This is a genomic window from Micromonospora sp. NPDC048868 (assembly GCF_043198195.1).
Classification (GTDB): domain Bacteria; phylum Actinomycetota; class Actinomycetes; order Mycobacteriales; family Micromonosporaceae; genus Micromonospora; species Micromonospora reichwaldensis.
On record NZ_JBICUN010000002.1, the window covers coordinates 90,679 to 104,699 of the forward strand.

The window sequence follows — 14,021 nt, forward strand, 5'->3', positions numbered from 1 at the left end:
CGGTCCCGCCGGGGGCACGGCGCCGGCCGGTCAGGGACCGCCCGAGGCGTCCAGGTCCGCGAGGCGGTCGTGCAGCGGCTTGAACAGCGCCGCCGGCGCGGCGATCACCAGGTCCGGGCCGGCCGGCAGCCCGCCCAGCCCGGCGACCAGCAGCCCGGCCTCGGTCGCCACCAGGGCACCGGCGGCCTGGTCCCAGGCGGCGAGCCCCTTCTCGTAGTAGGCGTCCACCCGGCCCTCCGCGGCCAGGCAGAGGTCCAGCGCCGCGGCGCCGAACCGGCGGATGTCACGGATGTGCGGGATCAGCTCGGCGACCACCCGGGCCTGGTGCGCCCGGCGCCCCGGGTCGTAGCCGAATCCCGTGGCGACCAGGGCCTGGCCGAGATCGGTCTCCGTCGAGCAGCGCAGCCGCTCGCCGTCGCGCCAGGCGCCCCCGCCGGCCGTGGCCGTCCACTCCTCGCCGGTGCTGACGTTGCGCACCACCCCGGCGACCACCTCGCCGTCGACCTCGGCGGCGAGCGACACCGCGCAGTGCGGGATCCCGTAGAGGTAGTTGACCGTGCCGTCGATCGGGTCCACGATCCAGCGGACGCCGCCGGGGGCGACCGGGCCGGTCTCCCCCGCCCCGTACTCCTCGCCGAGGACGGCGTCACCCGGCCGCAGCCGGCGCAGCGCGTCGATCACCTGCCGCTCGACCGCCCGGTCGGCGGCCGTCACCACGTCGGTGACCGTGCTCTTGGTGGCCGCCACCGAGACGCCCTCGACCCGCATCCGGTACGCGGTGGCGGCCGCGTCCCGGGCCACCTCGACCGCGATGTCCAGCAGTTCCGCCGGCGCCGAGCGATTCATCGTTCGTCCCCTTCCCGCACGGCCGGGGTGTTCCGGGTCACGCGCTGTACCATCCTTACAAAGTCCACATCTACGTCGAATCGGCGGTCCCCGCCGCCGGTCCGCCGTGCGGCGCGGGATGATCGCCGCAGACGGCGTTACAATTCACCCCTGCCCACGCTGCGACGGACCGCCAACGACCGGCCGGCCCGGGACACGGGGGTTCCTCAACCACATCGCCCGGCAAGGTGCCCCGCTCTGCGTCGGACGACCCGGCCGTGCTCGCTCTTCGCCTCCGGAAGGTCATTCGTGACAGAACCCCGCCAGACCGGCGCCGACGTTCGCTCGCTCACCGACACTCTGATCGCCCACGCGCAGAGCGCCGGCGGCCAGCTCACGTCGGCTCAGCTCGCGCGCACCGTCGAGTCCGCCGAGGTGACTCCGGCCCAGGCCAAGAAGATCCTGCGGGCGCTCTCCGAGGCGGGAGTGACCGTGGTGGTCGACGGCTCGGCGAGCACCCGCCGCCGCGTCGCCGCCGCCCGATCGGCCACCCCCGCGTCCCGGGCCACCACCGCCAAGACCACCAAGAAGGCCGTCGCGCCCGCCCCGAAGCAGGCGCCCGCCGCGGACGAGGCCCCGGCGCCCGCCCCGCGCAAGGCCGCCCCGCGCAAGGCCACCGGCACCACCGCCGACGTGGCCGCCAAGGCCGCCGCGCCCGCGAAGGCGACCAAGTCGACCCGGGCCACCAAGGCGACGGTCGCGGCGGCCGGCGCCAAGCCGGCCAAGGCCGGCGGCAAGGCCAAGGGCGAGGGCGCCGAGGGCGACATCGACCCGGAGGAGCTGGCCGCCGCGATCGAGGACGTGGTCGTCGAGGAGCCGGCGGAGCTGACCCGCGCCGCCGAGACCGACGCCGCCAACTCGGCCAGCGACAACGACTTCGAGTGGGACGACGAGGAGTCCGAGGCGCTCAAGCAGGCGCGTCGCGACGCGGAGCTGACCGCCTCCGCCGACTCGGTCCGGGCCTACCTCAAGCAGATCGGCAAGGTCCCGCTGCTCAACGCCGAGCAGGAGGTGGAGCTGGCCAAGCGGATCGAGGCCGGGCTCTACGCCGCGGAGCGGCTGCGCGCGGCCGACGAGGGCGAGGAGAAGCTCACCCGCGAGATGCAGCGGGACCTGGGCTGGATCTCGCGCGACGGCGAGCGCGCCAAGAACCACCTGCTGGAGGCCAACCTCCGGCTGGTCGTCTCGCTGGCCAAGCGCTACACCGGTCGCGGCATGGCCTTCCTCGACCTGATCCAGGAGGGCAACCTCGGCCTGATCCGCGCGGTCGAGAAGTTCGACTACACCAAGGGCTACAAGTTCTCCACGTACGCCACCTGGTGGATCCGGCAGGCGATCACCCGGGCCATGGCCGACCAGGCCCGCACGATCCGCATCCCGGTGCACATGGTCGAGGTCATCAACAAGCTCGGCCGCATCCAGCGCGAGCTGCTCCAGGACCTGGGCCGCGAGCCCACCCCGGAGGAGCTCGCCAAGGAGATGGACATCACACCGGAGAAGGTGCTGGAGATCCAGCAGTACGCCCGGGAGCCCATCTCGCTGGACCAGACCATCGGCGACGAGGGCGACAGCCAGCTCGGTGACTTCATCGAGGATTCCGAAGCCGTGGTCGCGGTCGACGCGGTCTCGTTCTCGCTCCTGCAGGATCAGCTCCAGCAGGTGCTGCAGACGTTGTCCGAGCGTGAGGCGGGGGTGGTACGCCTGCGCTTCGGGCTGACCGACGGCCAGCCGCGCACGCTGGACGAGATCGGCCAGGTCTACGGGGTGACCCGGGAACGCATCCGGCAGATCGAGTCCAAGACGATGTCCAAGTTGCGCCACCCGTCGCGTTCGCAGGTGCTCCGGGACTACCTGGACTGATCGCGATCGTCAACCGAACGTGTCGTTTTGACCACCTGGCGTGCAACGTCGGAAGGTGATCGTTCGGTTGCACGATTGTGATCGTTGACGTGGCACCCTTGGTGCACGGCACACTGTCCCTGCCATGTGTGACCTCGGTCCCCCGCGGGCACACAGGGAAGGCAGCGCCGGGACAGGGTGTTGCACGATAGGTGAGCAAAGACCGAAGAGAGTGTTCATCGGTGACGACCAGAGGAGGAAGGCGATGACCCCGACCCTCACGCCGCCGCCCGAGACGGTGGCTCCCCCAGCCGCCGATGAACGGTGCGACCGCTGCAATGCTGCCGGCAAGCTCCGGATCACTCTGGCGGGTGGGAGCGAGCTGGTGTTCTGTGGGCACCACGCGAACAAGTACGCGGAGGATCTCGTGAAGATCACCGTGCGGTTCGCGACGGACCCGGAGTTCAGCTGGCGTGGCGCCGATCTGATGGCGAACTGAGATCCGCAGACCCACGACATAGCCGGCCGGAGGCCCCCTGAGGGGGCCTCCGGCCGGCTTTTTGCGTCTCCCCGCCCCGAGCCGCCCGGCACGCCCGATCCCGGGCACCGGTGGCGGGCCGGTCGACAGCCGTCAGAGGGTCTGGACGGTGGCGATGCGTTCCTCGAGCTGCTCGATGGTGGCCTGGGCGCTCGGCGGGCCGCCGCAGAGGCGGCGCAGCTCCGCGTGGATCTTCCCGTGCGGCTGCCCCGTGCGGTGGTGCCGGGCGGCCACGAGGGCGTTCAGTTGGCGGCGTAGGGCGACCCGACGCTGGGCGGCACTCATTGGTGCCGGCGGCGCCGTGGGCGCCGCAGCGGCCGCCTCAGCCGGCCTGGCGGCCCGGCGGCGCTGGGCCGCGAGCTGTTCCTGCTGCCGCTTGGTCAGCAGCAGGGCCACCTGGTCGGCGGTGAGCAGCCCGGGCAGGCCCAGGTACTCCTCCTCCTCGGGGGTGCCGGCCTGGGCGGCGGTGCCGAACGAGGCGCCGTCGAAGATCACCTGGTCCAGCTCGGCCGTGGCGGAGAGCGCGGCGAAGCGCTTCTCCAGCTCGCCGCTGGCCTGGTCGTCGCGCTGGGCACGCTCCAGCAGGTCGTCGTCGAAGCCCTCGCGGTCCTTGGGCTTGCCGAGCACGTGGTCCCGCTCGACCTCCATCTCGCTGGCCAGCCCGAGCAGGTGCGGCACGCTGGGCAGGAAGACCGAGGCGGTCTCGCCGGGGCGGCGGGCGCGGACGAACCGGCCGATCGCCTGCGCGAAGTAGAGCGGGGTACTGGCGCTGGTCGCGTACACGCCGACCGCCAGCCGGGGGATGTCGACGCCCTCGGAGACCATCCGGACCGCCACCAGCCAGCGCTGCTCGGACGCCGCGAACGTCGCGATCCGCGCCGAGGCGCCCACGTCGTCGGAGAGCACCACCGCCGCGCGCTCGCCGGTCACCTGCGCGATGAGCTTCGCGTACGAGCGGGCGGTCTGCTGGTCGCTGGCGATGATCAACCCGCCGGCGTCGGGCATCCCCGCGTTGCGCAGCACGGTCAGCCGGGCGTCGGCCGCCCGCAGCACCTGCGGCATCCAGTCGCCCGCCGGGTCCAGCGCGGTGCGCCACGCCTGCGCCACGAGGTCCTGGGTCATCGGCTCGCCGAGCCGCGCCGCCAGTTCCTCCCCGGCGTTGGTGCGCCACCGCGTCTCCCCCGAGTACGCCAGGAAGAGCACCGGCCGGACGACGCCGTCGCGCAGCGCGTCGGCGTAGCCGTAGACCGAGTCGGCGCGGGAGCGCAGCAGCCCGTCGCCGCCCCGCTCGTACTCGACGAACGGGATCGGATTGTCGTCGGAGCGGAACGGGGTCCCGGTGAGCATCAACCGGCGCTCGGCGCCCTCGAAGGCCGCCTTCACCCCGTCGCCCCAGGAGCGGCTGTCCCCCGCGTGGTGGATCTCGTCGAGGACGACCAGGGTGCGCCGGGTGAGGGTGCGCCGCTTGTGCACGTGCGGCGCCATGCCCACCTGCGCGTACGTCACGACGGCGCCGTGGAAGTCGGCGGAGGAGTGCAGGTCGGCGTTGCGAAAGGCGGCGTCGAGCTGGATGCCGACCCGGGCTGCCGCCTGCGCCCACTGGGTCTTCAGGTGCTCGGTGGGCGCCACCACGGTCACCGCGTCGACGGTGCCGTCGGCGAGCAGCTCGGCGGCGATCCGCAGGGCGAAGGTGGTCTTTCCGGCGCCGGGGGTGGCGACCGCCGTGAAGTCGGGGTCCCGCCGACGCAGGTACTCCACGAGTGCCTTGCGCTGCCATGCGCGCAGTGCCGGAAACGTCTCGATCGCCGGCAACCGGGCCGCCACGGGAAGCTCCTCTCCGACCGCCTGACGGCGGACCCCGGGCGAGGGCCACGGGTACCGCCGCCCATGAAAACGCCTCCGCGCAGTGGGTGCCGCGAAGGCCGACCCAGCATAACCAGCACCGCCCCGCCGGGCCCACGCGACATACGGGCCACGCCGGTCCCACCGCCTCCGCCCCGGGCCACGAGCGGCCCGGCGCCGACGCCACCCTTGGGGCACGCCGGACACGCGACCGCCGCCCGGCAGACCCGGACGGCAGGCCCGACCGGCAGAGGCGACTCCGCAGGTGCAGAAACAAGTGAGCGGCCCGCGACACTACGGGCTCACGGCTGGCACCACGGGGGAGGCATCCCGGTCATGAGTCAGGGGAGAACGCCATTCGGCTCCGCCTTTGGCCGCCGCTGCGTAATCCATGACGATATGGTGGAATAGTCGACTTCGTGCAGGCTTTCGCCAACGAGGCCCAGGTCTCGCCGTGCCGCCTCGTAGAAATTGGACCGGGCAGGGCCAGACAGTTCGAGCGCCTGCGCGAACCTGGCCACATCGTACGAATCCTCGGAGACGATACCCACCAGACTCCAGATCGTCCGGTGCCACTGCCGCGCCGCCTCGACGGCCTGTGGGGTGCCGACCAACAGCACCGTCTCCCACTTGGCCGCACGTGCGGCATCCGCTGCCTGCAGTCGCACGAGATCGTCGGGAGATGCCGAGGAATCCGCGCCACGGTGCCGGCGCGCGTCCACTTCCAGGGTCAGCTGAAAGAGCTCTTTCACTGCGCCTGCGTAGTTCGCGTAGGCCGCCGCCCTCATGTCGCCCCACCGGGCCTGATGCTCCCGACGCCACCTGGATCGCTCGGCCGACGTCGAAACGAGATAGGACCCCAGAGCGCCTATCAGCACGCCCGCAAGGGTTGGCAACTGCTGGAGAAGTGCAGACAAGACGATCTCCGCTCTCTTGGCGGACCGACCTGGCACTCATCTTCCCACCACAGCGCAACCGGGTCGTGGATTGCGGAACGGTGCTGCCGTCACTCCCGCCGGCCGCGCACGCCCGTCCTGGGCGGCCGCGTGGTCGGCACCGGCGCGGACCACCGGCGACGCAGCGACACCAGGCGCAGCAGGAAGACGAAGACCGCCGCGGCCGTGAGCCAGCCGGCGTTGGCGTGCCCGAGGGCGTCCAGCAGCACCACGAGGATCGAGCCGGCGAGCGCGGCGACAGCGTAGATCTCCCGCCGCAGCACCACCGGGATCTCGGCGGTGAGCAGGTCCCGCCCGAGACCGCCGCCGATCGCGGTGAGCATGCCGATCACGCAGGCCCCCACCGCCGGCACCTGGGCGTCGAGGGCCTTGACCGTGCCGGTGACGGTGAACAGCGCCAGCCCGGCCGCGTCCAGCACCAGCACGGTGGTGCGCAGCCGGGCGAACTGGGGGTGCAGCCAGAAGACGGCGGCGGCGGTGACGGCGGCCGTGGCGGCGTACCGCCAGTCGCCGAAGGCCAGCGGCGGCGCCTCGTCGATCGCCAGGTCCCGGAAGATCCCGCCACCGAGCGCGGCCACGAAGCCGACGAGGACGACGCCGAAGAGGTCGAGCCGTTTGGCCACCGCCGCGGAGGCCCCGGAGGCGGCGAAGACCGCCACCCCGGTGAGGTCGGCGAGGAGCAGGGCGGTGGAGGTGGTCACCGGCGAAGGTTACGTGCGCGACCGGGAGGGTCGCCCACGCTCACTCGCCCCAGGAGTCGTAGATCTCCTTGCACTTCGGGCAGACCGGCGAGCCGGGCTTGGCGGCCTTGGTGACCGGGAAGGTCTCCCCGCACAGCGCGACGACGAAAGTGCCCATGACGGCACTCTCGGCGATCTTCTCCTTGCGCACGTAGTGGAACATCTCGGGACCGGTGTCGGCGTCCTTCAGCTCCGGACGCTCGAGAACCTCTGTGCTCACTTCTGCACCTCCGACCGTCAAGTCTGGCAGGTCACCCCCGCTCCGGTCCACTTCAGGTCGCCCGGACGGGGGCCGTACGGTGGTGACGTGACCGACTTTCACATCCGCTACGGCAGCGAGGTTGCCGACGCCCTGCGCGACGGGCGTCCCGTCGTCGCCCTGGAGAGCACCATCGTCTCGCACGGCCTGCCCCGGCCGGACAACCTGCGGGTGGCCCGCGAGATCGAGCAGGCCGTCCGGGACGCGGGTGCGGTCCCGGCGACCATCGGCATGGTCGGCGGGCGGCTGGTGGTGGGCCTGGACGACGCGGAGCTGACCCGGCTCGCCACCGTCGACGGGGTCGCCAAGCTCTCCGTACGCGATCTCGCCGTCGCCGCCGCGACCGGCGCGGACGGCGCCACGACCGTGGCCGCGACCAGCGCGGTGGCCGACGCCGCCGGGATCGGCGTCTTCGCCACCGGTGGCCTCGGCGGGGTGCACCGGGAGGCGGCGCAGACCTTCGACGAGTCCGCCGACCTGGTCACCCTGGCCCGTACGCCGATCGCGGTGGTCTGCGCCGGGGTGAAGTCGATCCTCGACGTGGGCGCGACCCTGGAGCGGCTGGAGACCCTCGGCGTCGGCGTGGTCGGCTTCCGGACCCGGCGCTTCCCCGGTTTCTTCATCACCGACGGCGGCTTCGACCTGGACTGGTCGCTGGACTCCCCGGAGCAGGTCGCGGACGTGCTGGTGGCCCGCGAGCAGCACGGCGCACACCACGGCGGCCTGATCGTGGCCAACCCGCTGCCGACCGACGAGCAACTCGACCCGGCGCTGCACGACCGCACCCTCGCCGACGGGCTGGCCCTGCTGGAGCGCGACGGGGTGACCGGCAAGGCCGTGACGCCCTACCTGCTCGCGCACTTCCACTCGGCGACCGAGGGGGCGAGCCTGGCGGTGAACGTCCGGATCATCCTGCGCAACGCCGACCTCGCGGCCCGGATCGCCGTCGCCGCGGCCGCCCGCCGCGCCGGGGCATGACCGCAGGCCGCGTCCTCGTCGTCGGTGACCTGATCACCGACGTGGTGGCGGTGCTGGCGGGGCCGGTGTCCACCGGATCGGACACGCCGGCGGCGATCCGGTTCAGCGGCGGCGGGCAGGCCGCCAACACCGCGGCCTGGCTCGCCGCGCAGGGCGTACCTGTCACGCTGGTCGGTGCCGTCGGCGACGACGACGCCGGGCGGGACCGGGTGGCCGAGTTGGAGCGGGCGGGGGTCGACTGCGCGACGCGGGTGTGCCCCGACCGCGCCACCGGGACGGTCATCGTGCTGGCCACGGCCGGGGAGCGGTCGATGATCACCGAGCGGGGCGCGAACCTGCGGCTGACCCCGGGGGACGTCGACGCGGCCATGACGGCGACGCCGGACGCGCGGCACCTGCACCTGTCCGGGTACACGCTGCTGGACGCCGAGTCCCGACCGGCGGGGCTGCGGGCGTTGGCCGCCGCCCGCGAGCGCGGGCTCACCACCAGTGTCGACGCGGCCTCCGCGGCCCCGCTGCGGCGGGTCGGCGCGGCGGCCTTCCTGTCCTGGGTACGCGGGGTCGACCTGCTCCTGGTCAACGCCGACGAGGCGACGGTGCTGGCCGGCGGGCTGGACCCGGCGGCGCAGGGGCGGGCGCTGTCGGCCTCCGCCCGGCAGATCGTCGTCAAGCAGGGCGAGGCCGGGGCGGTCTGGGTGGACCGGGACGCCTCGGTGGCCGTGGCGCCGGCCCGCCGGGTGTCGGTGGTCGACGTCACGGGGGCCGGGGACGCGTTCGCGGCCGGGCTGCTGGCCGCCTGGCTCGACGGCGCGCAGCCGGCGGTGGCGCTGGGCCGTGCCGGCGACCTCGGCGCCCTCGCGGTCTCCCAGATCGGCGCCCGCCCCTCCCCCTGACCTGTGGGCCGGGAGGATCCGGGTGGGATCAGGGCTCGGCGTCGATGATCTTGTGCGGGCGTTCCTCGGCGGTGAGGCTCATCGGCGGGGTCTCGTCCCGGTGCCGCGGCTGGAAGCGGCTGGCCAGCCGGTGCTCCTCCTTGGGCGGGCGGTCGTTGGCCAGCAGCACGGCCAGCCACGGAATGAGCACCATGCCCAGGGCCACCATCGGCAGCCAGAGCCAGAGCAGCGGGGCCTGCACGCCGACCAGGACGGCACCGACGATCACGCAGGCCACCCGGATGCCCATCATCAGCACGTAACGCTTCTGACGGCTGGTGAGCTGGTCGTCCTGGCTGCGCGAGGCGTCGGTGATCAGGATCGGCTGGTACGCCTGACGCTTCACCACGGGCCTCCTCGAGGGGGTTACGCCCCATCCTGTCACCTGCGGCGCGTGATCAGCGAAAATCGCTCGACCCGGCCCCGTGTTACCTGCGTGGTACGCTCGCGCCGTGGGCAGCAGGTTCAGCTTCACCGACGAGGCGTTGGCCAACCTGAGGGTCTACGACGTCACGCCCGGGGAAGTCTGGGAGGCGCTGCACAGCACCCGCCGGGTCATCCGACATCTCGGCGACGACGTGATGGTCGTCTACGCCGCCGCCCGCCGGGGGCGCCGACTGGCCGTGCTGCTCGCCGAGGCCGACGGCACCGACAACGACTGGGACATCCTCTCCGCCCGCGAGCTGAGCGACGTCGAGGCGAAACGCTACGACGAGGCCGTGCGGAGATCTCGCCGATGAGGAGGCGGTGACGATGAACCGTAACGACGCGACCAAGCAGTTCCACAGCGGCGGTGACCGGCTCGCGGAGCTGATCGACGGGAGCCAGCAGGTGGAGCTTCCCACCCCCGACACCGACACCCCCATGGTCAGCCGCTCGGTGCGCCTGCCGCTGGAGACGTACGAGCGGGTCCGCGCCGCCGCCGACGCGCGCGGCATCGGGGTCACCACGCTCATGCGGCAGTGGATCGAGGCCGGCCTGGCCGACCTGGACGACTCGGCCACGGTCTCCCTCGCCGACGTCCGGCGGGCGCTGGCCGCCCTCTCCCGGCCGACCGCCGCCTGACCCGTCACGGCGCGGGGAACTCGCCCCCACCGGTCCCGCCGTGCCCGAGCGGCGACGCGGCCGGCTCGGGCGGGCGGCCCCTGCTGCGCCACGCGTCGGCGGACGCCACCCCCGCCAGCACCCCGGCGACCAGCGCCAGGGCCACCATCGGCGGCACCAGGGTGAGCGCCGGGCCCAGCAGGAGCAACACCAGCAGGCCCGCCACCCGCGACCGGGACACCCGGCCGAAGATCTCGTACTCGAAGCGGGCCCGGGCCGCCAGGAAGATCGCCGGGCCGCCGACGACGAAGACCAGCCAGGTCGGGTCGGTCCGGCCGTGCGGGTGCGCGATCACCAGTTCGTAGCCGACGGCGGTGCTCAGCACGCCGACCACGATGACCAGGTGGGTGCTGCTGGCGGAGGTGCCCAGCCGCCCGGGCGACCGGGCCACCCGCAGCGCCTCGGCGAGCAGGTGACCCGCCCGGTGGAAGTAGATCCGCCAGAGCAGCGCCGTGGTGACGAAGGCGGTCGCGAAGGCGCCGGCCCGGTCGGCGGTGAACTCCGCGCCGCTGTACGTCAGCCCGATGACCAGGATGGTCTCCCCCAGCGAGATGAGGAAGATCTGCTGGTACCGGTCGGCCAGGTGCTCACCGGCGATCAGCCAGCCGGCGGTGCGCGCCGGGCCCAGCCGGGGCAGCGGCCAGCCGAGCAGCAGGCCGGCGAAGTCGACGGCCACGGCGAGCGCCCAGAGCGGCAGGCGCAGCTCCTCCGGCCCGACCGCGCCGGTCAGCCACGGCACGGCCCCCGCGACGGCCCAGGCGAAGAGCCGCAGCGGGACCGTGCGGCGCGGATGGTGGCGCAGGGCCGTGGCGATGATCAGAGGCCGGACGAGCATCACCGCCAGGTACGCCAACACGAACGAGGCAGCCCGGTCCTCGAACGCCCGGGGCAACGCCACGGCCATCACCATGGCGCAGAACATCGTCCCGACCACGACGAACTGGATCACCGGCTGCTCCGGCTCGTACCGGCTGGTGACCCAGGTGGTGATCGACCAGAGCAGCCACAGGGCCAGGAAGAGCACGCCCGTGCGCCCGATCTCGGCCAGCAGCATCCCGACGGAGCCTCCGGTGCCCTCGACCAGGCGCAGCGAGACCCGGGTCAGCGCGAAGACGAAGACCAGGTCGAAGAAGAGCTCCAGGAAGGTGGCCCGGGGCGAGCTGCCCTCCGGCCGCAGCAACCGCCCGCCGCGTTCGTCCGTCATCGGCTGCCCGTCGTCGCCATCCTGGCTACAACGACCGCCACGACGGCGCGGTTGCGTCAGCCCCCGGTGGACTTCGCCTTCGCCGCCGCCTTCATCTGCTGCTTGTACTCGCGCACCCGGCGCAGCGAGTCCGCGTCGGTGACGTCGGCCACCGACCGGTGGGCGTCCGGGTCGCCGTAGTCGCCGGCCGCCTCCCGCCAGTCCCGTGGCGTGACCCCGAACCGCTTGCCGAGCAGCGCGACGAAGATCTGCGCCTTCTGCCTGCCGAAGCCGGGCAGCTCACCGACCCGGCGCAGCAGCTCCCGGCCGTCGGCCACGTCCGACCAGAGCCCGGCGGCGTCGCCGTCGTACCGGTCGACGAGGGCCCGGCACACCTCCTGCACCCGGGCCGCCATCGCCTTCGGGAACCGGTGCAGCGCCGGCGGCCGGGCGAACAGGGCGACCAACGCCTCCGGATCGTGGTCGGCCAGCTCCCGGGCGTCCAGGTCGCGCCCGAGGCGCTGCGCCAGCACGTACGGCGAGGAGAACGCCTTCTCCATCGGCACCTGCTGGTCGAGGACCATCCCCAGCAACAGGGCCAGCGGATCCCGATTGACGAGTTCGTTGGCCTCGGGGTCGATGGGCAGTGCGAGCGTCATGGCGCCATCCTGCCCTGACCGGCGAGCGGCGGAGGTGCGTAGGCCGCAGTTGGCGACGCACGTGTCGGCAGGCGCGTGCCGGCAACGCCGCGCAGGTGACCCGGCTGCGTGCGCTGATCCGCCGGGTGGCCGGACCCCGCCGCCGGGCACCAGGCAGGATGGCGACGTGGACGGACACGACATGTTGCTCTCCCCCGCCGGCGTCGAGGCGCTACGGACCGCGCTGACGCGGGCCGGGTTCACCTCGAACGGCATCGCCACCCGGCTCGGTCCGCAGGCCACCGGCGGGGTGGCCCGCAACGACTTCCGGGCCGCGCTGCGCGCCACAGAGGACCGCGACCCGCTCGGCACCCTGATCCGGGTGTTCGTCTGCGAGCAGACCGAGCCGGAAGATGCCGTGGCCGCCGCGCTGGCGCCGCTGTCGCTGGCCGAGGCGCTCGCCGGGGGCCTGGTCGAGCGCCACGGCGACGGGCTGCGGATGGGCGTGGACCTGGAGCCGTACGGGGACGAGTGGTGGGTGCTCGCCGACGTGCCCGCCAGTGCCCGGCCCGGCCGCCCGCTGCACGCCGAGCACGTGCTCGGCATCGGCGGGGCGACGCAGACGCTGATCGGCGCGACCGTCCGCCGGCCCGTCGAGGCCGCGCTGGACCTGGGCACCGGGTCCGGCGTGCAGGCCCTGCACCTGGCCAGCCACGCACGGCGGGTCACCGCCACCGACCTGTCGGCGCGGGCGCTGCGCTTCGCCGCCACCACCGCCGCGCTCAACGGCCAGGACTGGGAACTCCTCCGCGGTGACATGGTCGCCCCCGTCGCCGGGCGGCGCTTCGACCTGGTGGTGAGCAACCCGCCGTTCGTGGTCGGCCCCGGCACCACCACGCACGTCTACCGCGACTCGGGGCGGGTCGGCGACGCGATCGGCGCGGAACTGGCCGCCGCCGCGCCGGGCCTGCTCACCGAGGGCGGCACCATGCAGTACCTGGCCAACTGGGTACACGTCGCCGGGGAGGACTGGGGCGAGCGGGTGACCGGCTGGTTCGCCGGCACGGGGCTGGACGCCTGGGTCATCCAGCGTGAGGTGGCCGACCCGATGGCGTACGTCAACCTGTGGCTCACCGACGTCGGCGAGGCGGCCGACCCGCGCCGGATGGCGGACTGGCTGGACTGGTTCGACGCGCACAAGGTGGAGGCGGTCGGCTTCGGCATCGTCTCGCTGCGCCGCTCGGGCCACGACGACCCGATCGTGCGGGTGGAGGACCTGCGCCAGCGGGTGGAGGCGCCGCTCGGCGACCGGGTCGGCACGTGGTTCGACCGCCAGGACTGGCTGCGCGCCCGCGACACCGACGGGCTGCTCGCCGCCCGCTTCCGGGCCGCCGAGGGCCTCCAGCTGCGGCAGGAGGCCACCATGGGCGACGAGGGCTGGGCGGTGGACCGGCAGGTGCTGGCCATGCCGCACGGCCTGCGCTGGACCGAGGAGATCGACCCGCTCGTCCTGGCCCTGGTCGGCGGCGCCGACGGGCGGCTGACGCTGCGCGATCAGCTCGCCCTGCTCGCCGCCGCGCACGACGTCACACCCGGGGAGCTGGCCGAGGCGGCCGGGCCGATCGTCGCGCACCTCGTCGAGCGCGGCTTCATCGAGCCGGTCGCCGACTGATGCGGGCCGTGGTGCAGACCGTCGGCCGGGCCGCCGTGACGGTCGACGGCGAGGTGGTCGGCGCGATCGACGACGGGCTGCTGGTGCTGCTCGGGGTGACCCACACCGACACGCTGGAGACCGCCCGGACCATGGCCCGCAAGGTGCACGAGCTGCGGATCCTCGACGAGGAACGGTCCGCGGCGGACACCGGCGCGCCGGTCCTGGTGGTCAGCCAGTTCACCCTCTACGGCGACGCCCGCAAGGGCCGCCGTCCGAGCTGGACCGCGGCGGCCCCGGCCGAGGTCGCGGAGCCCCTGGTGACGGAGGTCGTGGCGGCGCTGCGCACCCGGGGCGCGAAGGTGGAGACCGGCCGCTTCCGCGCCCACATGCTGGTCGAGAGCGTCAACGTCGGCCCCCGCACGGTGCTGCTCGACATCTGACCGGCCGGGCCGGCGACCGGCGCCGGATCCCGG

Annotated in this window: 16 protein-coding genes; 8 read left to right on the forward strand and 8 right to left on the reverse strand. The window is 73.6% G+C overall.

Annotated elements, in window-relative coordinates; genetic code table 11:
* Window positions 1-30: 30 nt before the first annotated feature.
* Window positions 31-846 (reverse strand): inositol monophosphatase family protein, encoded by an 816-nt coding sequence (locus tag ACGFNF_RS03350; RefSeq protein ID WP_393165456.1) that lies wholly within the window; start codon window positions 844-846, stop codon window positions 31-33.
* 288 nt (window positions 847-1,134) lie between these two features.
* Here ACGFNF_RS03350 and ACGFNF_RS03355 point away from each other — a divergent pair, with 288 nt between their 5' ends.
* Complete coding sequence (locus ACGFNF_RS03355; RefSeq protein WP_357580739.1) at window positions 1,135-2,745, forward strand: RNA polymerase sigma factor; 1,611 nt, start codon at window positions 1,135-1,137, stop codon at window positions 2,743-2,745.
* Between the two features lie 244 nt (window positions 2,746-2,989).
* On the forward strand, window positions 2,990-3,223 hold the full coding sequence (locus tag ACGFNF_RS03360) for a hypothetical protein (RefSeq protein WP_074474066.1): 234 nt from the start codon (window positions 2,990-2,992) through the stop codon (window positions 3,221-3,223).
* A 132-nt stretch (window positions 3,224-3,355) separates the two neighbouring features.
* Here the strand turns inward: ACGFNF_RS03360 and ACGFNF_RS03365 are convergent, their stop codons facing one another.
* The 4 genes from ACGFNF_RS03365 to ACGFNF_RS03380 form a co-directional block, all read right to left on the reverse strand.
* A complete protein-coding gene (locus ACGFNF_RS03365) occupies window positions 3,356-5,086 on the reverse strand; it encodes a DEAD/DEAH box helicase (protein WP_393165458.1) in 1,731 nt (576 codons plus the stop codon).
* Between the two features lie 359 nt (window positions 5,087-5,445).
* Window positions 5,446-6,021: a hypothetical protein gene (locus tag ACGFNF_RS03370; protein ID WP_393165460.1), complete on the reverse strand. Its 576-nt coding sequence runs from the start codon at window positions 6,019-6,021 to the stop codon at window positions 5,446-5,448.
* A gap of 89 nt (window positions 6,022-6,110) precedes the next feature.
* The gene (locus tag ACGFNF_RS03375) at window positions 6,111-6,761 is read right to left on the reverse strand and encodes a trimeric intracellular cation channel family protein (RefSeq protein WP_393165462.1); all 651 of its coding nucleotides are present in this window, start codon (window positions 6,759-6,761) and stop codon (window positions 6,111-6,113) included.
* A 40-nt stretch (window positions 6,762-6,801) separates the two neighbouring features.
* Complete coding sequence (locus ACGFNF_RS03380; RefSeq protein WP_089001394.1) at window positions 6,802-7,020, reverse strand: DUF3039 domain-containing protein; 219 nt, start codon at window positions 7,018-7,020, stop codon at window positions 6,802-6,804.
* A gap of 87 nt (window positions 7,021-7,107) precedes the next feature.
* Between ACGFNF_RS03380 and ACGFNF_RS03385 the strand changes: the two genes are divergently transcribed.
* Entirely contained in the window at window positions 7,108-8,037 is a 930-nt protein-coding gene (locus tag ACGFNF_RS03385; RefSeq protein ID WP_357580735.1) for a pseudouridine-5'-phosphate glycosidase, read from the forward strand.
* On the forward strand, window positions 8,034-8,930 hold the full coding sequence (locus tag ACGFNF_RS03390) for a carbohydrate kinase family protein (protein ID WP_393165464.1): 897 nt from the start codon (window positions 8,034-8,036) through the stop codon (window positions 8,928-8,930). Before ACGFNF_RS03385 ends, ACGFNF_RS03390 begins: the two co-directional genes overlap by 4 nt.
* A 28-nt stretch (window positions 8,931-8,958) precedes the next feature.
* Here ACGFNF_RS03390 and ACGFNF_RS03395 read toward each other — a convergent pair whose 3' ends face one another.
* The gene (locus ACGFNF_RS03395) at window positions 8,959-9,315 is read right to left on the reverse strand and encodes a DUF3099 domain-containing protein (RefSeq protein ID WP_393165466.1); all 357 of its coding nucleotides are present in this window, start codon (window positions 9,313-9,315) and stop codon (window positions 8,959-8,961) included.
* A 106-nt stretch (window positions 9,316-9,421) separates the two neighbouring features.
* On the opposite strand from ACGFNF_RS03395, the gene ACGFNF_RS03400 reads away from it, so the two are divergent.
* Window positions 9,422-9,709: a hypothetical protein gene (locus tag ACGFNF_RS03400; protein ID WP_225851882.1), complete on the forward strand. Its 288-nt coding sequence runs from the start codon at window positions 9,422-9,424 to the stop codon at window positions 9,707-9,709.
* A 13-nt stretch (window positions 9,710-9,722) separates the two neighbouring features.
* Window positions 9,723-10,034 carry a hypothetical protein gene (locus tag ACGFNF_RS03405; RefSeq protein ID WP_311413457.1) on the forward strand — a complete coding sequence of 104 codons (312 nt, stop codon included), beginning with the start codon at window positions 9,723-9,725 and terminating at the stop codon, window positions 10,032-10,034.
* 4 nt (window positions 10,035-10,038) lie between these two features.
* Here the strand turns inward: ACGFNF_RS03405 and ACGFNF_RS03410 are convergent, their stop codons facing one another.
* Both ACGFNF_RS03410 and ACGFNF_RS03415 read right to left on the reverse strand, forming a co-directional pair.
* On the reverse strand, window positions 10,039-11,277 hold the full coding sequence (locus ACGFNF_RS03410) for a low temperature requirement protein A (RefSeq protein ID WP_393165468.1): 1,239 nt from the start codon (window positions 11,275-11,277) through the stop codon (window positions 10,039-10,041).
* A 56-nt stretch (window positions 11,278-11,333) separates the two neighbouring features.
* The gene (locus ACGFNF_RS03415; protein ID WP_357580732.1) at window positions 11,334-11,915 is read right to left on the reverse strand and encodes an HhH-GPD-type base excision DNA repair protein; all 582 of its coding nucleotides are present in this window, start codon (window positions 11,913-11,915) and stop codon (window positions 11,334-11,336) included.
* A gap of 166 nt (window positions 11,916-12,081) precedes the next feature.
* On the opposite strand from ACGFNF_RS03415, the gene ACGFNF_RS03420 reads away from it, so the two are divergent.
* Entirely contained in the window at window positions 12,082-13,566 is a 1,485-nt protein-coding gene (locus tag ACGFNF_RS03420) for a methyltransferase (protein WP_393165470.1), read from the forward strand.
* The gene (gene dtd / locus ACGFNF_RS03425; RefSeq protein ID WP_357580730.1) at window positions 13,566-13,988 is read left to right on the forward strand and encodes a D-aminoacyl-tRNA deacylase; all 423 of its coding nucleotides are present in this window, start codon (window positions 13,566-13,568) and stop codon (window positions 13,986-13,988) included. The genes ACGFNF_RS03420 and dtd overlap by 1 nt, the downstream gene beginning before the upstream one ends.
* The last annotated feature ends 33 nt before the right edge of the window (window positions 13,989-14,021 follow it).